This window comes from Leyella lascolaii (genome assembly GCF_900079775.1).
In the GTDB taxonomy this organism is placed as follows: domain Bacteria; phylum Bacteroidota; class Bacteroidia; order Bacteroidales; family Bacteroidaceae; genus Prevotella; species Prevotella lascolaii.
On sequence record NZ_LT556049.1, the window covers coordinates 282,263 to 306,944 of the forward strand.

Annotated in this window: 15 protein-coding genes; 5 read left to right on the forward strand and 10 right to left on the reverse strand. The window is 54.3% G+C overall.

Going from position 1 to position 24,682, the window contains the following annotated elements; all coding sequences use genetic code 11:
- Positions 1-184: 184 nt before the first annotated feature.
- The 3 genes from BN4609_RS11495 to BN4609_RS11510 all read right to left on the reverse strand — a co-directional run bounded on the left by BN4609_RS11495 (position 185) and on the right by BN4609_RS11510 (position 10,474).
- Positions 185-2,041 (reverse strand): 4-hydroxy-3-methylbut-2-en-1-yl diphosphate synthase, encoded by a 1,857-nt coding sequence (locus BN4609_RS11495; RefSeq protein WP_068856790.1) that lies wholly within the window; start codon positions 2,039-2,041, stop codon positions 185-187.
- Between the two features lie 1,735 nt (positions 2,042-3,776).
- Positions 3,777-7,634 carry a glycosyl hydrolase 115 family protein gene (locus tag BN4609_RS11505; RefSeq protein WP_084791570.1) on the reverse strand — a complete coding sequence of 1,286 codons (3,858 nt, stop codon included), beginning with the start codon at positions 7,632-7,634 and terminating at the stop codon, positions 3,777-3,779.
- A gap of 38 nt (positions 7,635-7,672) precedes the next feature.
- Entirely contained in the window at positions 7,673-10,474 is a 2,802-nt protein-coding gene (locus BN4609_RS11510) for a glycosyl hydrolase 115 family protein (protein WP_106390586.1), read from the reverse strand.
- Between the two features lie 376 nt (positions 10,475-10,850).
- Between BN4609_RS11510 and BN4609_RS16615 the strand changes: the two genes are divergently transcribed.
- Positions 10,851-11,078 (forward strand): hypothetical protein, encoded by a 228-nt coding sequence (locus BN4609_RS16615; protein WP_164071667.1) that lies wholly within the window; start codon positions 10,851-10,853, stop codon positions 11,076-11,078.
- On the opposite strand, the gene purE is transcribed toward BN4609_RS16615, so the two are convergent.
- From purE to BN4609_RS11535, 4 genes are all read right to left on the reverse strand, one after another.
- Complete coding sequence (purE, locus tag BN4609_RS11520; RefSeq protein WP_068856795.1) at positions 11,065-11,571, reverse strand: 5-(carboxyamino)imidazole ribonucleotide mutase; 507 nt, start codon at positions 11,569-11,571, stop codon at positions 11,065-11,067. The two genes, BN4609_RS16615 and purE, sit on opposite strands and share 14 nt — an antisense overlap.
- An 85-nt stretch (positions 11,572-11,656) precedes the next feature.
- Positions 11,657-12,274 (reverse strand): phosphatase PAP2 family protein, encoded by a 618-nt coding sequence (locus tag BN4609_RS11525; protein ID WP_068856796.1) that lies wholly within the window; start codon positions 12,272-12,274, stop codon positions 11,657-11,659.
- Between the two features lie 49 nt (positions 12,275-12,323).
- The gene (gene rpoN, locus BN4609_RS11530) at positions 12,324-13,829 is read right to left on the reverse strand and encodes an RNA polymerase factor sigma-54 (protein WP_021992521.1); all 1,506 of its coding nucleotides are present in this window, start codon (positions 13,827-13,829) and stop codon (positions 12,324-12,326) included.
- A 1,387-nt stretch (positions 13,830-15,216) separates the two neighbouring features.
- Positions 15,217-15,861, reverse strand: coding sequence for a hypothetical protein (locus BN4609_RS11535; protein WP_068856797.1), 645 nt, complete (start codon positions 15,859-15,861; stop codon positions 15,217-15,219).
- Positions 15,862-16,377: 516 nt separating this feature from the next.
- On the opposite strand from BN4609_RS11535, the gene BN4609_RS11540 reads away from it, so the two are divergent.
- The 4 genes from BN4609_RS11540 (at position 16,378) to BN4609_RS11555 (ending at position 21,376) form a co-directional block, all read left to right on the forward strand.
- Positions 16,378-17,190 carry a type IV toxin-antitoxin system AbiEi family antitoxin domain-containing protein gene (locus BN4609_RS11540; protein ID WP_068856798.1) on the forward strand — a complete coding sequence of 271 codons (813 nt, stop codon included), beginning with the start codon at positions 16,378-16,380 and terminating at the stop codon, positions 17,188-17,190.
- Positions 17,187-17,990 carry a nucleotidyl transferase AbiEii/AbiGii toxin family protein gene (locus BN4609_RS11545; RefSeq protein ID WP_068856799.1) on the forward strand — a complete coding sequence of 268 codons (804 nt, stop codon included), beginning with the start codon at positions 17,187-17,189 and terminating at the stop codon, positions 17,988-17,990. Before BN4609_RS11540 ends, BN4609_RS11545 begins: the two co-directional genes overlap by 4 nt.
- 218 nt (positions 17,991-18,208) lie before the next feature.
- Entirely contained in the window at positions 18,209-20,848 is a 2,640-nt protein-coding gene (gene mutS / locus BN4609_RS11550) for a DNA mismatch repair protein MutS (protein ID WP_068856800.1), read from the forward strand.
- A gap of 39 nt (positions 20,849-20,887) precedes the next feature.
- Positions 20,888-21,376 (forward strand): GNAT family N-acetyltransferase, encoded by a 489-nt coding sequence (locus tag BN4609_RS11555; RefSeq protein WP_068856801.1) that lies wholly within the window; start codon positions 20,888-20,890, stop codon positions 21,374-21,376.
- Between the two features lie 19 nt (positions 21,377-21,395).
- Here the strand turns inward: BN4609_RS11555 and BN4609_RS11560 are convergent, their stop codons facing one another.
- The 3 genes from BN4609_RS11560 to BN4609_RS16620 all read right to left on the reverse strand — a co-directional run bounded on the left by BN4609_RS11560 (position 21,396) and on the right by BN4609_RS16620 (position 24,583).
- Complete coding sequence (locus tag BN4609_RS11560) at positions 21,396-23,177, reverse strand: hypothetical protein (RefSeq protein ID WP_164071668.1); 1,782 nt, start codon at positions 23,175-23,177, stop codon at positions 21,396-21,398.
- A 15-nt stretch (positions 23,178-23,192) separates the two neighbouring features.
- Positions 23,193-23,579 carry a hypothetical protein gene (locus BN4609_RS11565; RefSeq protein ID WP_068856803.1) on the reverse strand — a complete coding sequence of 129 codons (387 nt, stop codon included), beginning with the start codon at positions 23,577-23,579 and terminating at the stop codon, positions 23,193-23,195.
- Between the two features lie 785 nt (positions 23,580-24,364).
- Positions 24,365-24,583: a hypothetical protein gene (locus BN4609_RS16620; RefSeq protein WP_164071669.1), complete on the reverse strand. Its 219-nt coding sequence runs from the start codon at positions 24,581-24,583 to the stop codon at positions 24,365-24,367.
- Positions 24,584-24,682: the final 99 nt, after the last annotated feature.

Below are 24,682 nucleotides of genomic sequence, written 5' to 3' on the forward strand. Positions count from 1 at the left end.
AGTGACTAACTAAAGTAGAGACGCAAAATCTTGCGTCTCACGAGCAAGGACACGCAATCAATCGAGGCGATTATATACCTGTCGTTGCTGTTTTCTTACTCGGGAGACGCAAGATTTTGCGTCTCTACAGGCTTGTGCCTCCATTATTATATATGGGAAACGGCATCATATATCAATCATGGCGTCACTCCTGGCGTGCCTTGCGGTCCCTGTCGATGAGTGCGAGGAGGCGTTCCACAGCCTCAGCCTCGGGTATGTTTTTCTCCACACACTCCTTGCGGCGGTATAGCGACACCTTCCCCACTCCGGCTCCCACATATCCGTAGTCAGCGTCAGCCATCTCTCCGGGACCGTTCACTATGCACCCCATGATGCCTATTTTGAGTCCGCGCAGATGAGCCGTCGACTCCTTTATGCGTGCTATTGTCGAGCGCAGGTCGTACAGGGTGCGTCCGCATCCCGGACAACTTATATATTCGGTCTTCGACGTGCGCAGCCTTGCCGCCTGCAATATGGCGAACGCGGTGTCCGCGATGTCGCGCAGGGCGATGCCTCCGTTGTTCATCAGCCACAGTCCGTCGGTCAGTCCGTCTGCCATGAGCGCGCCCATGTCCGCAGCCGCCTCAAGCTGCATGTCAGCCTTCTCCTGCGCGTCGTGGCTGTACATCTGTGCGAACACAACGGGGTTGCTCACTCCCGCGCACATCATCTCGTGCACCAGCGCGCGCTGCTCTCCCGTGCGGTTGCGGTGGTTGCTCATGCACACCACCACCACTTCAGGATGAGCCTTCAGGCATGCCGTGTATTCCTCCGCGGGTGTGCCGAACTGCAGCACGAGGAATTTAAGCGGAGCGTTCACGAGCGATATGAACGGTATGGCGTTTGACGGGAATACGGGGAAAACGTTCCCGCTGCCGTCATACGTGCCGAAGTCCACGATGTATCTCACGCCGTCGATGCGGTGCTCCGGCATTGCTCCGCCGCAGTATATGTAGTCGGGCGTGGTGTCGGAGCCGAAGCTGTCTGCCGTCTCCCTGCCCGTTCCGTTGACGATGACCACCGGCACGTGTGCGCCTCCCACGTTTCCGACAGCAGTGGTGGACCGCCGCTCCGGGTTGAGCCAGTCGAACGACGGTGCCTGTGTGCCCGGTATGAGCATGTGTCCCGCCCTTCGTGTGATGTATTCCACAAGATGGCGTGCCACGGGTATCTCAGCCTCGGGCTCCTCACTGAGCGACACGCGGATGGTGTCGCCTATCCCGTCCGCCATGAGCGCGCCCATACCGACGGCGCTTTTTATGCGTCCGTCCTCGCCCTCGCCAGCCTCCGTCACACCGAGATGGAGCGGATAGTGCATGTCCTCGGCTTCCATGCGGCTCACGAGCAGCCTCACCGAACGCACCATAACCATCGTGTTAGACGCCTTGACAGATATCACCACATCGTCGAACGCCTCCCTCTTGCATATGCGCAGGAACTCCATGCAGCTCTCCACAATGCCTTCGGGCGTGTCACCGTAGCGTGACATGATGCGGTCGGACAGCGATCCGTGGTTCACTCCTATGCGTACGGCTGTGTGATGCTCCCGGCATATGTTGAGGAACGGCACGAAGCGCGCCTCTATCTTCTTCAGTTCGGCGGCATACTCCTCGTCGGTGTATTCCAGTTTCTTGAACGTCCTCGCCGGATCCACATAGTTGCCGGGGTTGATGCGCACCTTCTCCGCATAGAGCGCGGCGACGTCCGCCACGTTGGGATTGAAGTGCACGTCTGCCACGAGCGGCGTGTCATATCCCTTAGCACGCAGTGAGGCGTTGATGTTCTTCAGGTTTTCAGCCTCGCGTGTGCCCTGCGTAGTGAGCCTCACCAGCTCCCCTCCCGCCTTTATTATGCGCTCAGCCTGCGCCACGCAAGCCTCCGTGTCGTTGGTGTTCGTTGTAGTCATCGACTGCACCCGTATGGGGTTGCCGCCTCCTATCGCCGTGCTTCCGGCGTGTGCCACGGTAGATTCGCGGCGTTTATAGTTGAATAAATCGTTCATGATGTATGAGTTGTACGTACAGTGCAAAAGTAGTAAAAATGGCGTTCAGTTGCAAGCGTCACCGCGTTTTTTATCCATGGCGGTGCGGCAGCGCACGTCCGGACGCGGGAAAGACATTCTTATTCAGCGACGGAGGGGAAAAGCAAAGGCGGGAAACAGACATGTGGATATCGGCAGTACCATAAAAATTAGCAACAGTAAATATGTTCTGTAATTCGCGATCAATCAAAAGTAGAGACGCAAAATCTTGCGTCTCACAAGCAAGGATGCCCTATTAATCGAGGCGATTATATGTCTGTCATTGCTGAGTTTGTTGTTCGTGAGACACAAGGATGCGCTATTGGTTGAGGCGATTATATGCTTGTCATTGCTGAGTTTACTGCTTGTGAGACGCAAGATTTTGCGTCTCTACTGGCTCGCGCCGTCATTATTATCAACAGTAAATGTGTTCTATCATTCGCGGTCTATCAAAAGTAGAGACGCAAAATCTTGCGTCTCACAAGCAAGGATACGCTATATTTCGAGGTGATTATATGTCTGATATTGGTGTGTTTATTGCTTGTGAGACGCAAGATTTTGCGTCTCTACTGGGCTGGCGCTATCATTTATATATCGTGGTATACTTTTATAAAGCATACAGGCGGCTGTCTCCCGAGCCATGCCGTCACACCATCGGAATAGGAAATATAGACCACCGTCATCGTCACAACACCCGCATCGGTTGACCGAACGCACTTTTCGGTTTTGCGGAAAAGCCTGTTCCGTGCTCTCAAAAAGCCTGTTCCGCAGTCCCGAAGAGCCTTTTTCGCAGTGTCAAAAAGCCCGTTTTACAACGCGCTGACATACAGACTGTTATGTCGTAGGAAAACTGTCGTATGGCAGCAACCGACGCTCAGCCCTGTCATCACAGTAAGTAGGATATGTCCAAACATGAAAAGGAAGAATGGAACACTTGTCTGCTGCCGTCCTCCCCGTTTTTTATGTCGTTACGTCACCTGCTCATTCCGCCTTCCATATATGTTTTCCCTCAACCTGCCGGCATTGCCGCACGTCCCCCGATGCGTCATTCCTATCCTGCGTGTCACGCCATCATTGTTTCAATTGAGCACATCGTGTCATGCGCTGCAAACCAAAGTAGAGACGCAAAATCTTGCGTCTCACAAGCAAGCATGCGCTGTTGATTGAGGCGATTATGCGCCTGTCATAGCCGGGTTTATTGCACGGGAGACGCAAGATTTTGCGTCTCTACAGGCTGACGCCATCATTATTATCAACAGTAAATATGTTCTGTAATTCGCTGGCAAGCTAAAGTAGAGACGCAAAATCTTGCGTCTCACAAGCAAGGATGCGCTATTAATTGGGGTGATGATACGCCTAAAACTGTCTGGTTTCACTGCTCGTGATACGCAAGTGAGCGCAATTGTCACATGCGTATTATCAATATGGCTTATTGCGCATGACTCCCCGGGAGGCGCAAAATGTTGCGCCTCCCGAGGGCGGACGCCACCATTATCATTGATGGGAAACGGTATGGTTTATACACTGGCAAACTCCCGATACAGCACACCACATATTCTACGAAACAGGAACAAAACATGTATGGCGTCAGGACGAAGTACGGATAAAACATGATGGGCTGTTCCGGGACAAAAAACCGCCGCCACGGCTGTATCGTTCCGTAGCGGCGGCGTTATGGGGGTGTGGCATGGCGTCATGCATCCATGCCGTTCCGCACTCATCTCACAGCCTTCTTCTTTCCGTCAACGATGTATACCCCTTTTGGCAGAGACGACATGTCGTCAGCCGATGTGGAGAGCCGTCTGCCGTCGATGGTGTACACACCTTTCGCGTTACTGTCTGTACCAGTTGCCACGGGAGACGTTATGCCGTCGGTGGTGACCTTGTTTATGCGGAAATAATCCACCTTGAACCATCCGTTCTTGAACACTGTTCCGGGCGTGCCGTCAGGGTTGTAGTTGCCCGAACGTATGCCGAGAGTGAGGTCCTCTCCCTCACTTATGTCCGTATACACCCACATGTCCTGCATGACATAGTTGCCTGACTGTCCGCCGATGTATCCAGCGAAGGTGTTGTTCTCACCGTCTGTGAGGCAGCCCCGGTAGTCGTAGTCCATTCCGTAGTACTGCACGTCGTCGTTGGCGAAGAGCCTTGTGTTCGACAGTAGTCCTTCCTCCACCCACAGCTTGCACTGTATGAGATAACGTCCCGGCGTGAGACTCTCCGCCTTTATGGTCTGGCTGAGCTGGAAACCGTCAGGCATGTAGTCGTCGTGCGGCTGGAACCAGCATGCGTTTGTGCCGTGCGGGTTTGCCGCATCGTTGTTAAGTCCGTAAGAGTTACCGGGGAACGAGCCGTTCAGATGCCATCCGTAAGGAGTGTAACGGCGCGTCTGTCCGGACGTGTTCTCGCGTATTGTGCCGTTGTCATCGTAGAGTTCGAAGTCGTAGTTGGTTATAAGCTTTTCGGTGAGCGTAAGGTCCTCTTCCGAGGTATCGGGAAAAGCGTCGGTCTTCTCAATCCTGAAGTCGTCCACCTTGAACCATCCCGAGTTGTCTGATGCGTACGAGCCGTCGTTTCTTCTGTTTCCCGTGCGTATGCCGATCTTGAGATCCTCGCCTTCCTTTATCTCAATGTAGACAGCCATGTTTCTCAGAACGATGGAGTTGGCGTCGCCTCCGTCATATCCGGCATAGGTGTTGTTCTCGCCCGGTGTGAGCACGTTGGTGTAGTCAGACTCCTTTCCGAAGTACTGCACATTGTTGTTGGCGAAGAGTCGGCAGTTGGTGAGCATCGCCTTTTCCACCCACAGGCGGCATGTCACTCTGTAGATGCCAGGCTCAAGCTTGTCCGCGCTTACGGTCTGCGACAGCTCGAAGTCTGCCGGGAACGGACGGCTGAGGAACCAGCACAGGTTGTTTCCGTGATAGTTGCCCCCGTCGTTGTTTATTCCCCACGACTCACCGTTGAGACGGCTTGTGTCCGCCTGCCATCCGTAAGGCACGCCCCTCCGTGTCTCCCCTTCGGGGTTGAGGTTGCCGTCGTGGTCGTATTCGAAGTCAGGGTTTGTGAGCAACTGTGATGTCAGACTGTCGCTGTCGCCCTCGAGCGGAGTGCTGTGTATCTCGCTGAGCACCACGCCCGGATCGAGCATCCACACTCTCACGGTGACTGTCTTGTCGCTGTCGGAGTCGTAGACCACCGCTCCCTCGTTGTATCCCTGTATGGATGTCTTGTTCCATTTTCCCTCCATAGCCGTTGTCTTAAGCGAGCGTATCTCCGCCTCTCCGCCGTCCACGGATATCGCTATCCTAAGGTCGTAGGCGGCGTTTACGGGGAATGTGGGCAGACAACGTGCCTCTATGGTGTTGATGCCCCGCCTCACGGCTATCTCATATTCGGCGTATGGCGCGCTGTCGAGCCTGTCGGCGCCGTATGCCGTCATGTCCATGGGCCACACGGTGAGGGATGCTCCGCTTATGCCCAGTCCTCTCATGACGGTCAGGTTGCCTCCCGAAGCCTTGAAATCTGTCGCAGGCACAGCCTCAGCAGGTGTGGGGGCGACAGTCTTATGCTCCTTTGACACACTCGATATTGTGGCAGTCTCCGGCATGTTGAACTGCGTTCCGCCGTTCGGTTTCCAGCTCATCATGCCTCGCCATTTTCCTCCTGCCGTCTCGTTGTTGTACTTGCGCGTGATTATGTCTATCTGTCTGTATGCCGCCCTTGCCTCCGCGGCGCATGCCATAGCCTTCTCCCTGTCGCCGGCATCAGCCCATGTGATGCTCTGCGCAGCCCTGAATGTCTTTACGTTCATATAATATGCGGCTTTCACGGGATATTCTATCATCTCGTAAAAAGCGTCCTGCAGTGCGGCGGGCACGGAGCCTCTGATGTTCTCCACACGGCTCACCAGCTCCTCATATGCGGCTATGCGGCTGTCCATCTCCTCCATGGTGTAGCTCACCTTGAATATGTGCTCGGGCTTGCCGGCAGCCGCCAGCCTGTAGTATTCCTCCTTTATGGCAGCCAGCTCATCGGCAGTCTGCTCGCCGAATGTCTTCGCCATCCAGTATCTTGTGAACTTCCAGGCGTTCTCCGGAGTCCATCTGTCGATGTCCCAAGCCAGCTCCATGCAGAACTCAAGCTCCGCCTCGGCAGGCTTTATGTCGCCTACGTTGATTATCCACTGGGTGTCCATGCCGTTCCGGTAGCCCTTTGTCAGCTCATAACTAATGAGAGACGGCGATATGCTCGACAGCCAGAGATAGGACGCCGGAGTGCCGAGATAGGACAGATGATAGTATATTCCGTTGCCTCCGCTGCGCGCCTGCTCGGCGTCGGTCGGCAGCTGGCGTATGTAGCCATGGTTGTCGTCCACCCACAGGAGCGTCACGTCGTCGGGCACCTTCAGTCCGGCGTTGTAGGCGTCGAGCACCTCCTTATAAGGTATGAAGGCTTGCGGAATGGTCGTCGGGTCGCCTATCGAGTCGGCAAGGAGCTGTCTCTGGTAGGCTATTATCTCCGTGAGTCCGCGCACCTTGTCGGCTGTTGTCGGGTAGCCGTTGATGCCCTCGTCGTGCACACCGCGCATTCCGAGCGTGTAGATGGCGTCATATCCCCGGCTCTCTCCCACTCTGTCAGCCCAGTATTTCTGCACCATCGCCTTGTTGGTGGCATAGTTGAAGTCGCTGTTGCCGTGTCCTCCGTAGCGGTCCCACTCCCAAAGGTTGTCGCGCAACATCTGCTCGCAGTGGCTCGAACCGAGCATAATGTCGTACTTGCGTGCCACGGGCAGATTGTCCTTGTTTGCCCAGAAAGCCTCTGTCTGATGGTGCATGGCAGGCCACAGGGTGTTGGCTCTGAGGCGGAGCAGCAGTTCCATCACCTTGGCATAGGTCTTCGGACCCATGTTTCCGTGGTCGGACTCGAAGTTGTCCTTTGCCCACACCCATATGCCCCAGTCTTCGTCGTTGATGAATATGCCCCTGTATTTCACCGAAGGCTCGCCCACCAGCGTCCTGTCACCGCCCACATGGAGAGCCTGTCTTTTCTGCGGAGCCACGTCAGCCCACCATATGAAGGGCGACACTCCTGCCAGACGCGATATCTCGAACAGAGCGTATGCCGTGCCGCGCGGCGTGCTGCCGAACACCACGAGAGCCTTGTCGAGTCCGTCAACCGGATTTTCCACCATCTGCAGACCGAAAGCCTCCCACTTGCCTTTTATTCCGCTCACGTCGAGCCTGCCGCTTTCCACCATGCCGTCTATGAGCGACGACTGTCCTATTGTGCCCGCTATCACGGCGGTTCCGGCAGATGGAACGGAGGTGAGGACGGCAGGTCTCACACCTGTCACCGTCTCAATGTCACCGCATACCGCCTGTGCGGCAGTTGCCACAACCTCAGCGTCGGCGGCGTCTATCACAAAAGGCGCAGCACCGTCTTCCTGAGTCACGAGAGCCATACCGTCAGTCCGGCTCTCCTCACTTATCGTGATGTCGACGGCATGAACAGCGTTACATGCCATTGAAAGCGCGACGATAAGTGCTGAAAAAGATAATGAATGTTTCATGTAGTGTAGTTTTTAGTCAATTATTGTACCTGTTCTGTTCATCTCACAGCCTTCTTCTTACCACCGACGATGTATATCCCGCGTTTCAGCTGAGCCTCCGTCGTGTTGTCGCGGCTCACGAGTTGTCCGTCGAGAGAGTATATTCCCTCTGGCGCGGGGGAGGCGGCGGAGGTATGAGAGCTGTCTATCGAGGTGGGCGTGAGGCGGTGGATGCGGAAGAAATCCACCTTGAACCATCCCGCGTTGTCGGTAGCCACGGTGCCGTTGTTCTTCCTGTTGCCTGTCTTTATGCCTATTGTGAGGTCCTCGCCGTCGGCTATGTCCACCGTCACCTCCATCTCTTTCAGCACGATGTCCGACGTGTTTCCTCCGGCATATCCGGCGTAGTCGGCATGCTCGCCTTCGGTAAGCAGGTTGGTGTAGTCGCTTTTATATCCGTAATACTGCACGTTGTCGTTGGCGAAGAGTCGGCACGACGTCTTCTTGTTCACCTCCACCCACAGGCGGCAAGCCACCCGGTAGGTGCCCGCCCCGAGCTTCTCGGCGGGTATGGTCTGGTAGAGTGTGAACTTGTCGGGCATCGGTACGGAGTTTATCCAGCACACGTTGAGCCCGTGGGGATTCTTCGCGTCCTGGTTTATTCCGTATGAGTCGAGCCCGTTGGCGCCCTTTTTCAGTGTGCCTTCCGACTCCCATCCGTAGGGAATGCCGCGCTCGATGTTGCCCGAGGGGTTATGCTGTCCGTTGTGCTTCAGCTCGAAGTCGTAGTTGTCTATGAGCTGGCGGGTGAGCGTGAGGTCCTCGTTCTCGGCGAGGCGCGAACGTATTATGTCTATCTTGCCGTCCATGTCGAACTTGTCATCCGTGTCGTACCAACCATCGAACACGTCATGCTCCGACGCAGTGAGCGCAGACTTGGCGGCTTTCATCTCAGTAAGCGCGCGGGAGAGGTCGTCAAACCGGCTGTCAGCATGTTTGTAGGCGTGTGTGAAGTAATGGGTTGCCGCGCTCAGATGAGCCATGTAATGGGCGTATGCCGCCACGTGGTCGTAGAAGAAAGTCTGCCTGTCGGCGGGCAGGAGCGGCATGAGCCGGTCGCAGCGGTCAGCCACATCGGCGAACGCCTCCATCTCCGCAGCCGTGCCGTCGATGATGCTCTGCACCTGATTGTCGCCCTCTATGCGGAACGTGCGGCCCGGAACGCTCTCATAGCCTATCTCCTTCAGCGGATTGTCTGAATAGCTGTTCCATGCGTCGTTTATCTGTTTTATCACCTGCGCGTGCCTCAGGTCCTGGAAGACATACTGACGGTCGAACCCTCCGGGGAAGTCGCTCTTCTTCTGATTCCAGTATGAATAGTAGAAGTCGTGTATTATTCCGGCAGCCTCGGCGGCATGTTCCTCACCGAAATACTGGCTGCAGAACGAGGCGAGGAAGGTGTCGGTGTCGTAGGTCTCCGCGTTCCACATCATCGCGGCGTTGGCACTCATCTCCATGAGAAACTCACGCAGGTTGCCCGCGTTCACCACACTGAACGTGAGAGGACCCTTCGACTGCACGTAGCGGTAGTTGTCCTCCATCTTCCACGGTCCCTCTGCCGGAGCAAGATGCGCGCCTGTTGAGTAGAACTGAAGGTTCATGTAGTAGCCCAGCTTCACGTTATCCTCGTTGTTCCAAGCCACGAGGTCGTCGTAGGGATAGTGGTCGCGGCGTCCTGCCACGAATGTCCATAGCATGTTGGTAGCCGTAGGCGGCTGTATGTGTCCGGCTGCGAGGAGCGACGATATCTCGTCGTAGAAGGTCATTCTCACGAACGGATTGTCCTCTCCTGTCGACTCGCGTATCATCTCATACTGCGTGTTCACCATCTCGGTGATGACCTTCCCGCGCTCCGCGTCAGACTCCGGCGCGTCGACGAACACCGACCAGAAGGGCTGGTCTGTCTTTCCCCGGAACGACACCTGCCACAGATTCTCCACCCCGCTGTTCTTCACCGCGTCGATGGAATACTGCCAGAACTCCTTCAGTGACGCCATGTCCTTCACCGAGAGAGGCGGCGGCGTGGTGTGGCGCACCTCTTTCCAGTAAGCGTCCCAGTTGGCGAAGCTGTTGTTGAGTGCTATCATGTGGTGTGAGGTAAGCACCAGTCCGTATTTCTTGTAGAGCTGTGCCTCGCTGTTGAGCGTGCCGTCTGTGGTCACGGTGGCGGTGTGCTCTACGGTGTTGAGCTTCAGTCTGAGCATTGTCTCGAGCCACAGTTCGTTGTTGTCACTGCTCTTGGCGCGCCACGGAATGAACAGGTCCTCATCGTTGGGGAACCATGCCCGATAGCGCACTGTGGGCGACGGCTGGAAGTAACTGTACGCCGCCGGCACCTCCACAGCGTCCTTATGCTCCGGCTGCCAGCTGCACCAGTACCACAGCGGCGGCACTCCGAGGAACTTCTCGCTGAACGAGTAGATGGCATAGATGGTTCCGCGCATGTCCATGCCGTGCAGGTATATGCGGTTGCCGTCGGCTTTTATGCGGTGAGCCTCGAAGGTGTTGTCGCCCCACCCTTCAGTCTCCGCAGGCAGGAACGCCCTTGACGACGGTGTGGCGTCGTTCACCACGACGAGCTCAATGCCGCTTCCGGTGATGCCGTCCTTCACTTCCGGCTTGAAGCCCATCACCTTGCCGAAGTCGCGGCACAGCGCATCTACCGCCAGTCTGACCGGTCCGCACTCGTCCGCAGACATCACTACAGACGTGTTCTCCTTTGTGATTGTAATCGCGTTGTCCGCCTTTGACATCTGAAAGGCGGCAATGCACATAATCATAATGGTAAATAATCTTCTCATAAAAGTTGAAAGTAAAAAGGTAAAAAAGTAACAATGTAAAAATATTATAGTAGCAGTGATAAAATATCAGAGCAACAGTGATAGAATATCATAGTAGCAGTGATAAAGTATCATAGCAACAGTGATAGAATATCATAGTAGCAGTGATAAAGTATCATAGCAGCAGTGATAGAATATCATAGCAGCAATGGTAAAGTATCAGAGCAGCAGTGATAGAATATCATAGCAGCAATGGTAAAGTATCAGAGCAACAGTGATAGAATATCATAGTAGCAATGGTAAGATATCATATTAATAATGATAGGATGTTATAGTAACAGTTGCAGTGCCATCAGGTCAATGGCTTCGCAGGTTATCATATGTCATACGCACATGTGTGCGGCTTCTGTCAGGATGGGATGCGCGGCGTGAGCGTGACAGCCGGGGCATGACGCACGGTTGTCTTGCCGGAGAGGGCTTGCGGAAGAAGGCGAACACGCGCGGAGACTTGCTTCCGGCGATGTATATGCCGGTGGCGTACGCACTTCTGAGCGCACGTCGGTGTGGCGGGAGCAAGTGCGGTGACGGACCTTGCCACCGCACTTACAGCGTCAGTTTGTCTTGAAGTCGTACTTCACTTCGGCAAGTTCCTTGTTTGCCTTCTCTATCTTCGCGCCCAGTCCAGCCTTGTATTCGGCAAGGCGTGCGGCTACGTCCTCATCGGCGAGGGCTATCATCTCCACTGCGAGTATGGCGGCGTTCATCGCGCCGTTCACCCCTACCGTAGCCACAGGTATGCCCGGCGGCATCTGTATGATGCTCAGCATGGCGTCGAGTCCGTCGAGCATTCCCTTTATGGGTACGCCTATCACGGGCAGCGTTGTCATTGCCGCTATCACTCCGGGCAGTGCCGCAGCCATTCCCGCTCCGGCTATGATGACCTTTATGCCGCGTCCCTTCGCCTCCTTGGCAAACTGTTCCACCGCCTGCGGTGTGCGGTGTGCGGAGAGGGCGTTCACTTCAAACGGTATCCGCATGTCGTTGAGAAACTTGCATGCTTTCTCCATTACGGGCATGTCGCTTGTGCTGCCCATGATGATGCTGACTGATGGTTTCATGTGTCGTTATGTTTTTATGTTGCTGTTGTTTTATTTCCCTGTCATTGCCTGCGAGCCGCCGGCAGCCTGCGCAAAGCCTCCTCCGCTACACTATGAGCACCGTCCAGTAGGCGATGAACCATCCCGCCACGAACCCCATGACCACCTGCGCGAGGGTGTGCTGGCGCAGAATCATGCGGCTTGTGCCCACCGCTCCTGCCAGCAGGAGCACTACGCAGAGCCACCATATGGGGTTGAACATGAAGATGAAGGCGAAAGCCATGAGCGCGCCCGCCACTCCTCCGATAGCCGCCGTGTGGGTGGATATCTTCCACCATGTGTTGATCAGCGCGCAGACTATCTGTATGAGCAGTGCCGCGATGAGTATGCTTATCATGAAGTGTGGTATGTGGAACAGTGCCATGACGTAGCAGCAGGCGAAGTAGCACACAATGGATATGACGTAGGGTACGGCACGCCGCTCCTTCGCCCCGAGCTGGTGGCGGTTCCATCCACGGTTGCGGCGGTAGACACGGATGAGCAGTGTGGGGGCGAGAATGGTGAAGATGTAGACCAGGGCGAGCACCGTCGCCTTGTATTGCCACGGCAGCAGACTGAGGTAACTGAACGTGAAGAGAGCCATCAGTCCCACCAACGACAGATAGAACGGTGTGAAGACGATGCTCATTATCCTTGCTGCCAGAATTATCGGGTTTCCTTTCATATGTCTGTTGCTTGTGTCACGGTTGACTTCATAGTGTGTCCTCCTGCCTTCATTTGCGCAGGCGCGCCACCGGTATGCCCATCTGCTCGCGGTATTTAGCCACCGTGCGCCGTGCGATGGGATAGCCCAATGCAGCCATCTCCCGCGTTATGACGTCGTCGCTCTTGGGCTTTTTCTTGTCCTCCTTGGCTATGATGTCCTTCAGAGCCATCTTTATCTTGCGTGTGGACATCTCCTCTCCGTTGTCCGTGGTGTATCCGTCGGTGAAGAAGAATCGCAGCGGGAACGTGCCCCAGTTGGTCTGCACGTACTTCACGTTGCTCACGCGCGATATGGTGGATATGTCGAGTCCGGTCTTGTCGGCTATGTTTTTGAGAATCATCGGGCGCAGGTCAGCCTCGTCGCCGTCGGTGAAGAACTTGCGCTGCCAGTCTATTATGGCCTGCATTGTGACACGGAGCGTGTGCTGCCTCTGTCTCACCGCTTCTATGAAACCCTGCGCGCGGCTCACCTTCTCCTTTGCGTAGAGCAGGGCTTCCTTGTCGCGCCGTGTCATGCCCTCCTTGTTGTTGCGGTATGTCTCCACGAGGTCGGCGAACGACTGCGACACCTTCAGCTCCGGCACATTGCCCGTGTTGAGCGTGAAAGTGATGTCTCCCGTGTCGCTTGTGTCCACGATGAAGTCGGGCGTTATCTGTTGCAGGGTGCTTCCCTGCGTCTCTCCGAGCGACGCTCCCGGCTTGGGGTTGAGCCGTCGCAGCTCGTCCTGCAGGCGTCGTGTGGTGTAGTCGTCGGTGCCGAGAGCCGACTGTATCTTGTTCCAGTGTTTCTTCGTGAACTCGTCGAAGTGGTTCTCCACCACCTCCCTCATAAGTCTCTTCATCTCGCTGTCGGGTCTGCGGTCTATCTGGAGCATCAGACACTCCTGCAGCGAGTGTGCCCCTATGCCCGGCGGGTCGAACGTCTGGAGTATGGCAATCACCCTGTCCACCTCCTCCGGTGTCACGTCGATGTTGTAATATATTGTGAGCTCGTCGCTGATGCTCTCCGAGTCTTTCCTGAGCAGACCGTCGTCGTCGAGCGATCCGATGATATATTCCATCACCTCCCTGCTCTTCGCGTCAAGCTCCGTCTCCCCCATCTGCTCCTTGAGTTTGTCGTAGAACGATGTGGTGTCGCCGTACACACGTTCCTCATACTCCGCCCCGTTGCTCTCTTCGCGGTTGTACAGTGCCGGCATCTCGTCGTCGCGCCCGATGTTCTCGAGTGCTGCGTTGAGCGCGTCGTCGCGGTCCTGCCGCTCCTGCACGGTGTCGAAGTCGGCTTCGGCGGTGTCGGAGTCGTCGTGGTAGTCGCCTGTCTCTGCCACGGGTGCGGCAGTGTCCTCATGCGGCAGAGCCTCAAGCGCGGGGTTGTCGTCAATCTCCGCGTTTATGTTCTCCTCAAGCTCCGCCAGCGGCATTTCAAGAAGTCTCACCTGCAACATCTGTTGTTGCGAGAGCCTCTGCACCTGTTGCAGCTTCTGTTCCTGTGACTGTATGAGTCTTTGAGCCATGTTTACGTGAAATTGATGTTAGTGGAGATACAACCGTCCCGGCTTTCCGGACGCGCCATATCGCATTGAATGATACTGCAAACGAGCGGAAATAGAGCTTGCTCTTGCTTTCCCGAGTGCGGCTATATCTTATGCAAAGATATAAAAATAATTATGTCTCATCAAAGAAAAAGGTGAAAATAATGTCAAGTCCTGAGCGTTCGCCATACCGCCACAGCCCCTTTTTTCGCATTAGTAAAGGCTCGTCATCCGTCTTCCGCAAATTGCCTGACCATTCCTTTGGTTTTTCCACGCATAATATAACGGCACTCCCAATTTAAAACAATGACGGTGCCAGCCAAGTAGAGACGCAAAATCTTGCGTCTCACGAGCAACAAACCCAGTAACGACAGGCACATAATCGTCTCAACCAATAGTCTATCCTTGCTTGTGAGACGCAAGATTTTGCGTCTCTACTTTGGATTGCAGCGCATGACATGATGTGCTCAATTGAAACAATGATGGCGTGACATGCAGGATAGGAATGACGCATCGGGGGACGTACGACAATGACAGCGGGTTGATGGAAAACATGTATGGAAGGCGGGATGAGCAGGTGGCGTAATGACATAAAAATAGGAGCGGGCGGAAGCCGGTGAGTGTTCCATTCTTCCTTTTGCTGTTTGGACATATCCGACTTGCCGTGATGACAGGACTGGATGGCGGTTGCTGTCATACGACAGTTTTCCTGCAACATAACAGACTGTATGTCAGCGCGTTACAAAACGGGCTTTTTGACTCTGCGAAAAAGGCTCTTCGGGACTGCGGAACAGGCTTTTTAAGAGCACGGAACAGCCTTTTCCGCAAATCAGAAAAGCACGTTCGGTCAACCGTTACGGGTGTTGTGACGACGACGGTGGTCTATATTTCCTATTCCGAAGGTGTGATGGCATGGCTCAGGAAACAGCCGCCTGTATGTTATAAAAGCATGCCCTTGATATATAAATGATGGCGCCAGCCCAGTAGAGACGCAAAATCTTGCGTCTCCCGTACAACAAACCAGGCAATGACAGGCATATAATCGAATCAACCAATAGCGCATCCTTCCTTGTGAGACGCAAGATTTTGCGTCTCTACTTTGGATTGCCAGCGAATTACAGAACACATTTACTGTTGATAATAATGACGGCGTCAGCCTGTAGAGACGCAAGATTTTGCGTCTCTACTTTGGGTTGCAGCGTATGACATGATGTGCTTGCGATTGAAATAATGATGGTGTTTCATGCGCCTGTCCGGTGGAAATATGGCGGCGGTACGGCAGGGAATGTTCCTGCGGTGCTGCGTGGAATGTTCCTGCGGGGTATCGGAAATACGGCGGGCGGTGGCGTTCTGCCGCCGCTGAAGCACGTCATCTGAAGTACGCGCGCATCTGTGCTGCGGTGGCGGCGAGCTCTTCCGGCTCTTTTGATATATACTTTCTCCATACTGCGAGACACTCCGGATAGAGTCCCGATGACGGGTCGTTGTACTTCATGCACGGGTCGCACACGAGGAAGCAGCCCATCACCTCGGCTACGAGCGACGGCGGTATGCGCATGCAGCGCGCCAGTTCGCCCACCTCGGGCGTCTCCGCCACCATCGTGACGGGCGTGAGACGGTAGTACAGGTCGAGAATCATCGTGAGCATCATGGGCGTGAGTCTGCTGTCGGCATCTATGGGCCGGTATTCCTTCTCGAACGACTCGCTCGTGGCAACACCCTCATAGAATGCCCCTGCCGTGCCGAACCCGCTCATCTGTCTCAGGCGTTTCACGTCGCGCGCCAGTCTCCGCGTGTCGCCGGAGTATCTGCGCCACAGGTGCTGCAGCGACGGAGTGTCGGGCTGGCGCAGTCTGAACATCTGCGCGTAGAGTATTTTCGGCTCGATGTGCAGCTCGAGACTCAGCTGTATGAGATGGCGTGAGAAGAGCGGTTTCACGCCTTCGGGCTTTTTAAGGTAAAGCTGCATGAGAGGCAGCCACATTTCATCTGACCAAAGAGGATGTATTGTCATGCTGTGTCGTGGTGTTGTCCGGTTGAGTATATATGCGGTGTGCCGTGCCCCGACCGCGCCTGTCCGGATGACGTGAGCTACGTGTGCGGCATGGCGCGGGGCAGTGTAACATCGGTGCTAATATAGCAAATAATTTTGAGAAAGCGGCAATAGCGCGCGTGTTTTTTGACACAACGGCTGTTTACGCATGGCGATACGTGCCGTCAGGCATATCCCCTCGGAGTCATTATCACATAACAATAAGACCGCCACAACGTATAAAACCTGCAAAAACACATGCTTGTTGCCGGCTTTGTATTATAAATGCTTAGCGATGAACGTTAATGAAAAGTCACCTTTTTATCATTTCGCCGTGTGATGCCGCATAAACTTTCACATACTGATTGATGATTTGCCTCACGTTTGTCGCTCCTTCCCTTGCAGGTATTCCGAAGTCTTTGTACATTTGCAATCAAACTGCGTAAGTTAACAAATAATGATAACTATTGCAGTTCTGATGCAATTTATGATACTTGTATGGAATACTCTGATTATACGAATTGGATATACGAAAGAAGCATACGTGGACAAGTGTTCTTCTCTTTAGATGACTTTAAGAAGAGTTATCCCGCTGTCAGCAAGGAAGTAATACGTGTCGCATTATCCAGAATGCAGGACAACGGCTTGATAATTTCTCCGTGGAAGACATTCTACGTCATTGTCCCGACTGAATACAGGCTGAAAGGAGAGGTTCCACCGTCTTATTATATCGACGAACTGATGAAGTATCTGCACCGTGACTACTATGTATGCCTTCTCTCGGCTGCCACAATCTATGGTGCCTCCCACCAGCGCAGCCAGACCTACTACGTAATGGCTTCGGGGAAATCGCTGCGTGATGGAGTCAAGAACGGAACAAAACTGGTGTTTTCACAAAGACAGTACATTCCGAAGGTTTACGTCCGTCAGGTGAAGACACAGACCGGCATGATGAACATATCATCGCCTTTGATGACCGCTCTCGACATTATTAACATGGAAAGTAAGATAGGCGGAATGAGCCGTGCCGCAGAGATTATCGCAGAACTTGACGAATCGTTCAGCCTCTCCACGGCAGACTACGGCTTGCTGAAGACATATCCTGTTCCCGTAATACAAAGATTCGGATACATCCTGAACATTCTTTCATACGATGAGCATGCCCGATGGGTGGAAGACGCTTGCAAGGATTTGGGCATAAAGTTCCGTAAGACACCTCTCAAGGCAGGTAAACCGTGCGGGGAATCACACGTGACAGACAAGCGGTGGAAGCTCATTGTCAACACCCGGATAGAAACAGACGAATTATGATATACGAAAGAGCGATAAGGGAATGGAATGAGACTGTACCATGGAAATCGCCTCAAATGGTGGAACAGGACTTGGTTATCTGCCGGGCGTTGGTAAGTATCTTCAGTGATGAGTTTCTGCGTGCGAACCTCGCTTTCCGCGGTGGCACGGCACTTCACAAGCTCTATCTCTCACCCCAACCGAGGTATAGCGAGGATATAGACCTTGTGCAGATCAATCCGGGACCAATCAAACCAATCATGTTTCGGTTGGGAGAAGTGCTTGATTGTTTGCCAAACCGCAGCACAGCACAAAAGCGGCACAGCAACAAGATGTACTTTAAGTTCGAGTCAGAAGTGCTGCCGGTAGAGCAGATACGGTTGAAAATTGAAATCAATTGCTTTGAGCACTTCAATGTGATGGGACTAAACCATGTTACATTCAAGATGAGAAACTCATGGTTCAGCGGTGAGACAGAAATAGCAACATACCACTTGGAAGAACTCATCGGCACGAAGATGAGAGCCCTTTATCAGCGTAAAAAAGGACGTGACCTGTTTGACATCAGCTGCGCCTTGGCACAAGGAGACCTCAATATTGAAAAAGTGCTCGAGTGTTATAGGCGTTACATGGAGTTCGTGGTAGAACGGGCGCCTTCTTATAAGGAATTTGTCTTAAACATGAACGGTAAGATGAACGACAGCGAATTTATAACCGACGTAGCTCCTCTGCTCCGTCCAGAGATACACTTTGACCCGACCGAAGCCTACAGGTCTGTTTACGACAACCTTATAGACAGACTGCCGGGCAAGCGAGATTAGGCAAACGATGCCGCTATTCGTCTTTTGTATAATATGCAACATGACGGATAGGACAAAAACGGAAGACAAGATGACGGCAGCAGGACGGCATGCGGATGAAGCGATGAGGGCGTCAACGTGACTGCAATAAATCCCTGCCGTCCGCTTAATGTTGCCGTCAGATTATCGTTTTTCATTGATTTTGTTTAATTTTGCGTATTGAAAAACCATACAACGACATGTCTGCAAAAAAGAAAGATGACGGCCTCACGCCGATGATGAAACAGTTTTTCGACCTCAAGGCGAAGCATCCCGACGCACTGCTGCTGTTCCGCTGCGGTGACTTCTACGAGACTTACTGCGAGGATGCCGTAGCTGCGTCGAAGATACTCGGCATCACTCTCACGCGGCGCAGCAACGGACGCTCGCGCGACGGAGGTCAGACTACGGAGATGGCGGGCTTTCCCTATCATGCGCTCGACACCTACCTGCCCAAGCTCATCAGGGCTGGCAGGCGTGTGGCGATATGCGACCAGCTGGAGGACCCGAAGCTTACGAAGACTCTCGTGAAGCGTGGCATAACCGAACTCGTCACTCCCGGTGTGGCGATGGGCGACAACGTGCTCAACTATAAGGAGAACAACTTCCTGGCGGCGATACACTTCGGGCGGTCGGCATGCGGTGTGGCGTTTCTCGACATATCCACCGGCGAGTTCCTAACCGGTGAGGGCACGGCAGACTATGTGGAAAAACTGATGGGCAGTTTCCAACCCAAGGAGGTGCTGTATGAGAAATCGTGCAGGCAGGAGTTCGAACAACGGTTCGGCTCCCGATGGTGTGTGTTCGAGCTGGACGAATGGATGTTCACCGAGCAGAGCGCACGCCAGAAGCTGCTGCGCCACTTCGGCACGCGCTCGCTGAAGGGGTTCGGCGTGGAGCACCTGCGCAGCGGGGTCATCGCCTCGGGCGTCATCCTGCAGTATCTCGAGATGACCCAGCACACTCATCTGTCGCACATAACGTCGCTCGCGCGCATTGAGGAGGAGCGTTATGTGCGGCTCGACAAGTTCACCATACGCTCGCTCGAGCTTCTCCACTCCATGCAAGAGGACGGAGCGTCGCTGCTCGACGTCATCGACCGCACCGTCACACCCATGGGCGGACGCATGCTGAAGCGGTGGACGGTGTTCCCGCTGAAGGACGTAAGGCAGATAGAGGATCGCCTGGACGTGGTGGAGCACTTCTTCCGCAAGCCCGACTTCCGCCTCATGGCAGACGAGCAGCTCCACCGCATGGGCGACATAGAGCGCATCATATCGAAGGTAGCCGTGGGGAGAGTGTCTCCGCGCGAGCTCGTACAGCTGCGTACCGCGCTTCAGGCGATGGCTCCGCTGAAGTCGGCGTGCTGCCATTCGGGCAACAGCATACTTGAGGACATCGGCGCGCAGATGAATCTCTGCGAGAACCTGCGCGACAGAATAGAGCGCGAGATACAGCCCGACCCTCCGCAGCTCGTGAGCAAGGGCGGCGTGATAGCCGACGGGTTCTCGCCCGAGCTCGACGAACTGAGAGCCATATCGCGCGGCGGACGCGACTATCTCATGCAGATACAGGAGCGCGAGACGGAGCGGACGGGCATAGCGTCACTGAAGGTTGGCTACAACAACGTGTTCGGTTACTATCTCGAGGTGCGCAATACGTATAAGGACAAGGTGCCGGAGGGATGGGTGAGAAAGCAGACTCTCGCCAACGCCGAACGCTACATCACGCAGGAGCTGAAGGAGTATGAGGAGAAGATAATGGGAGCCGACGAGAAGATTCTCGCCCTGGAGACACGCCTGTTCGGCGAGCTCGTCACCGCCGCAGCCGAATACATACCGCAGATACAGATAAACGCCAACATCGTGGCGCGGCTCGACTGTCTGCTCTCTTTCGCCAAGACGGCGGAGGAGAACAGATATGTAAGACCGGTGGTGACAGACGACGACGTGCTGGAGATACGCGGCGGACGACATCCGGTGATAGAGACGCAGCTGCCTGCGGGCGAGACCTATGTGCCCAACGACATAGAGCTCGACACCGAACGCCAGCAGATTGTCATCATCACAGGTCCCAACATGGCGGGAAAGTCCGCCCTTCTGCGCCAGACCGCGCTCATTGTGCTCATGGCGCAGGCGGGTTGCTTCGTGCCGGCGGAGAGCGCGCGGATAGGTATGGTGGACAAGATTTTCACACGTGTGGGCGCGTCTGACAACATATCTCTGGGCGAGTCCACCTTCATGGTGGAGATGACCGAGGCGGCAAACATACTCAACAACGTCACGCCGCGCTCGCTCGTGCTCTTCGACGAACTGGGACGCGGCACGTCGACATACGACGGCATATCCATAGCGTGGGCTATAGTGGAATACTTGCACGAGCATCCCAAGGCGCGGGCACGCACACTCTTCGCCACACACTACCACGAGCTGAACGAGATGGAGAAGAACTTCGCGCGGATAAAGAACTACAACGTGAGCGTGAAGGAGGTCGACGGAAAGGTCATCTTCCTGCGGAAGCTCATGCGCGGAGGCTCGGAGCACTCCTTCGGAATACACGTGGCGGAGATTGCCGGCATGCCGCGCAGCATAGTGAAGCGCGCCGGTGTCATACTGAAAGAGCTCGAGGCGGACAACTCGCAGGTTGGGCGCGTCGCCAAACCTTCGGCAGACAGGCTGAACATGACGCGCGAGGGAATGCAGCTGAGCTTCTTCCAGCTGGACGACCCGGTGCTCTGCCAGATACGCGACGAGATTCTCGGGCTCGACATCAACAACCTCACGCCTGTCGAGGCTCTTAACAAACTCAACGAGATAAAGAGGATAGTGGCGGGAAAGTGAGACTTTCCCTCATTTTTTTWTAATAACAAAACGTGGACGATGATACGCGACGTAGAAGACAGAGACATAGCCCGGATAACGCAAATATACAACTGGTATATAGTGAACGGTGTGGAGACGTTCGAGACCGAACCTCTCACCGTGGAGCAGATGAGCTCCCGCGTGCGGGCGATATCAGCCACCCACCCTTACATAGTGGCAGAGGAAGACGGAGAGGTCGTGGCATACGCCTATGCCCATCCGTGGAAAGAGCGCGCCGCCTATGCCGCGACGTGGGAGACGACCGTATATGCTGACCATGCCTGCGTGCGCCGCGGACTGGGCACCGCGCTCATGCGTGTGCTCATAGACCGCTGCCGCCGTCAGGGCTGCCGCGTGCTCATAGCCTGCATCACGGGCTGCAACGCCCCGAGCATAGCCATGCACCGCAAGCTGGGTTTCTTCCGGGCGTCTCACTTCAAGGGCGTGGGCGTGAAAATGGGACGCACGCTCGACGTCACAGACTACGAGCTTCGGCTCGACGTCTGAGCAGATGCGTCCCTGTGGGTCAGTCTGCGGCGAACACCCTTATCACCGGTCCGTCGCCTCCCTTGAGCACCTCGTAGGGTCTTACCTTGCCGTTTTCGGTGTACAGTCCGCGTGTGAACACCGTGCGTCCCTCAGGTTCCGGATAGAGCCATTCCCTGCGTCTGCCTGTCTTGCGGTCCACCTCCACCAATGTGAACCGCTGCTTCGGGTCGTTGGGAGTGGACAGATCGCCATATTTCACCATGCAGAACAGCCTGTCGGGCGTTAGCCTCATGTCCATGATGCCGCGGCAGAGCAGTCCCATGTAAGCCTTCGCAGCCGCGAAGGAGTAGAAGTTTGCCGTGTCGGGCGGCGTCATGTCGTCATCGTTTATGGCGAACACCGTGTATCTCGCCTTTGTCTTTGCCAGGTCGGCAGTGTCTGCCACACACACCTTTCCGGAGTAAGTGTCGGTATATGCGAGCTCGTTTCCGCACACCACCGAGACAGGATCGAAGAAGTAATATCCCGTGCGTGTCTTGCGCGCGATGTCGTCGAGGTTGCCGAAGCGGAACAGCAGCTTGCCCGTTTTTCTGTCGAAGGCAGCCATGAAAGGGTTCTGCACGCTGTAGAACGACTCGTCAAACGGGTCCATGCCCGCCTTTCCCCGGTACTCCTCTTCCTCCATGTCGTAGGGCCACGTCAGTTTTCCGCATCCCACTATCAGTTTTCCGCCTGTGGAGCTGAACTGGAAGTGCTGGTAGAAATAGCCGTCGCGCTTTGTGTCGAAGTCGAAATCGGTAAGCGAGTCGGGCGTCAGCCCGTCCTTGCGGCGCGAGAGCACGCATGCCTCATTATAGTATGCCATTTTTGTGGGAGTCTCGTAGAAGATGTGCGGGAGCGAATAGGAGAGTCCGATGTGTCCCTCGTCGAGCGGTGCGGCGTTGCACGGAATGTAGTGCACTCCGCCGTTCGACGCCATGAGTCGCAGGTCTGCGGAGTCAAGCTTTATGAAAGCGTTGCGCTCACTGTCCGCCGGGCGCATCACGTCCACAAGGTCGAGGCTGCCCCGAGAGCCGAGCCTGTATATCGGCATGCCGGCGACAAGCTCGTCGGTGTAGTAGAACTCCCTGCCGTCAAACCACGGATTGCTGAACGTCTCGCACAGCGGAGCGTCGGCTGAGACATTCAGCCTGTAGTCGCGCACCATGCTCATGGCGTGAGGCTTCGCCTGCTCCACGGTGTAGACATATTCTGTCTGCACGCTTCCCGTAGCCTTCTCCACGAAGTCATGATACGGTAGAGGCTCTCTGCGCGCCGTGAGCTGGGTGAACAAATTGTCGTCGAACGACGATCCCTCGATGCCTGTCACCATGCGTCCGGAGCGCGCCAGCTTGAGCAGATAGAGTCCGCCGAGGTCCACATTGTTGAAGCTGAATATGCCCTTGTATCTATCTGTAGAGTCGCACAAGGCGTAGTCTGGCTCATAACCCTTCCTGCGGTTGTAGTAGTCGGCAGTCTCCTTGTCGCCTATTACGCTGATGAGCATCAGTTTCCTGCCCGTCTTGCGTAACTCTTTATGGTAAAGCCTGATGCTGCTCTCGCATCGCGGACAGCTTCCGGGAACAAACAAGAAAGCATACACAGTGTCCTCTTTCACGCCGGCAGCGTCGAGCCAGTCCGCCAGCAGGCGGTCGCTTCCCGGCTTCTGGCGCACCTGAAGCTCTCCCTCCTCATACGAATTCAGGAGGTCAGTGGTCTGACCTCCTGAGTATAAGTGCGAGAGGGTCACTGCCAATAATAATGTTATGGCCTTTCTCATGATTTTTTCCTCTCCTTATTCCGCAATACCTCCATTCTCAATAATCTCTCTGTCAATCTCCTCCATTACGGCATTTTCGTTGCCGACATAGGTTCTCCGTTCTTCTGTTATGACATTACCGTCTGCATCTTCCAACGTAACTGTCACCGTGGTCTGCTTCTGTCTCGGAGCGACTTTCGCTCTGGTAGGATCTACGGGGGCACCACCACCGATAGGACCTATATCTCCAATGTTATAGGTTATGTGTGCGCAGATTCTTACACACTCACCTTTGCATGGAGTCTTCAGACTTTTGCCTGCTTTTTCTCCATAAAAATATGCCTCCTTCATGGTTTGTGCTGAAACGGTTGTAGTAGAAAACAAGACTGTGCCTAACATGGCGATAAAAAATTGTTTTACCATAATATTGTAGTTTTAGGTTTGCCTGGTGACTATCATCAGGCTTATGTAGGCAAATGTAACAAATATTTCAATGCAGCGGTTAATATAAAACGGGAAAAGTGTTTTATTTAATAAAATTTAAATAAAAACGGTTAATACATTACCTTTTGTCAACTATTTTCCTGTAATACAATCAATATTGTTATTCAGAATAGACTTTAACATTACACAAGATACGCAAGATTTTGCGCATACACAGGCTCGAGTCATCGCCATTTCAAGTCCTGAACCAGCTGTCAAACCTAAGTAGAGACGCAAAATTTTGCGTCTCCCGTGTTGGAATATCCCTGTGAAAGGTGCGCAATAATATGTGGTTTGTCAGGGTGTTTGTCGCTCGTGAGACGCAAGGATGGGCTATAAACAAATGCGATTATGTGCCTGTCATTGCTGAGTTTTTTGCACGGGAGACGCAAAATTTTGCGTCTCTACTGGCTGACGCCATTGTTATATCAATCTTTAAACACGCTGTCAAGCTAAAGTAGAGACGCAAAATCTTGCGTCTCACGAGTGATAAACGCATTCATCATCAGCATTTCATTGCACGCATTTCAATGCCATAGACTGCTCATGGATATGTGTCTTTGGCATCACAAAACATCCGGACGAGCGCGCGGGACGGATATACGGATGTGAAAACATAGCAGCGCGGCATTGCCGGAAATGAATATTTATGCAATAAGGACAGTAAAAAATCATTACATTTTTTACTGTCAAAAGAGAGAATAAAAACCGTTCCGGGCAAGCATTTATACCATCCTCACCTGCTCCTCCATACCTTCCGCACCGCCATAAAAACCACTCCGGCGGATATTCCTCACAATATCGGCTCGCCACGACCATCCTCCCGCACCACAGGAAAGCACGTTCCGCACAGTAGAAAAGCCTTTCCCACACCACAGGAAAGCCCGTATCGCGACACCGAAAAGGCTCTTCCGCAACCCGGCAAACACTGTCTTGCAACGCAAAAACACACACTCCTTTGACTGTCAATACCTTACCCAAACCGCGCAAAACCCGCGTATTCGCGTCCGCAATGCTCTTACGACGAAAATATCCTACTCTCG

What these genes read in the sequence shown, in the direction of transcription:
- purE (WP_068856795.1), bottom strand. Translation starts at nt 11,571, where the DNA reads ATGAAACCATCAGTCAGCATCATCATGGGCAGCACAAGCGACATGCCC.
- rpoN (WP_021992521.1), bottom strand. Translation starts at nt 13,829, where the DNA reads ATGGCTCAAAGACTCATACAGTCACAGGAACAGAAGCTGCAACAGGTG.
- BN4609_RS11565 (WP_068856803.1), bottom strand. Translation starts at nt 23,579, where the DNA reads ATGGTAAAACAATTTTTTATCGCCATGTTAGGCACAGTCTTGTTTTCT.
- BN4609_RS11495 (WP_068856790.1), bottom strand. Translation starts at nt 2,041, where the DNA reads ATGAACGATTTATTCAACTATAAACGCCGCGAATCTACCGTGGCACAC.
- BN4609_RS11505 (WP_084791570.1), bottom strand. Translation starts at nt 7,634, where the DNA reads ATGAAACATTCATTATCTTTTTCAGCACTTATCGTCGCGCTTTCAATG.
- BN4609_RS11555 (WP_068856801.1), top strand. Translation starts at nt 20,888, where the DNA reads ATGATACGCGACGTAGAAGACAGAGACATAGCCCGGATAACGCAAATA.
- BN4609_RS11510 (WP_106390586.1), bottom strand. Translation starts at nt 10,474, where the DNA reads ATGAGAAGATTATTTACCATTATGATTATGTGCATTGCCGCCTTTCAG.
- BN4609_RS11535 (WP_068856797.1), bottom strand. Translation starts at nt 15,861, where the DNA reads ATGACAATACATCCTCTTTGGTCAGATGAAATGTGGCTGCCTCTCATG.
- BN4609_RS11540 (WP_068856798.1), top strand. Translation starts at nt 16,378, where the DNA reads ATGGAATACTCTGATTATACGAATTGGATATACGAAAGAAGCATACGT.
- BN4609_RS11545 (WP_068856799.1), top strand. Translation starts at nt 17,187, where the DNA reads ATGATATACGAAAGAGCGATAAGGGAATGGAATGAGACTGTACCATGG.
- mutS (WP_068856800.1), top strand. Translation starts at nt 18,209, where the DNA reads ATGTCTGCAAAAAAGAAAGATGACGGCCTCACGCCGATGATGAAACAG.
- BN4609_RS11560 (WP_164071668.1), bottom strand. Translation starts at nt 23,177, where the DNA reads ATGAGAAAGGCCATAACATTATTATTGGCAGTGACCCTCTCGCACTTA.
- BN4609_RS11525 (WP_068856796.1), bottom strand. Translation starts at nt 12,274, where the DNA reads ATGAAAGGAAACCCGATAATTCTGGCAGCAAGGATAATGAGCATCGTC.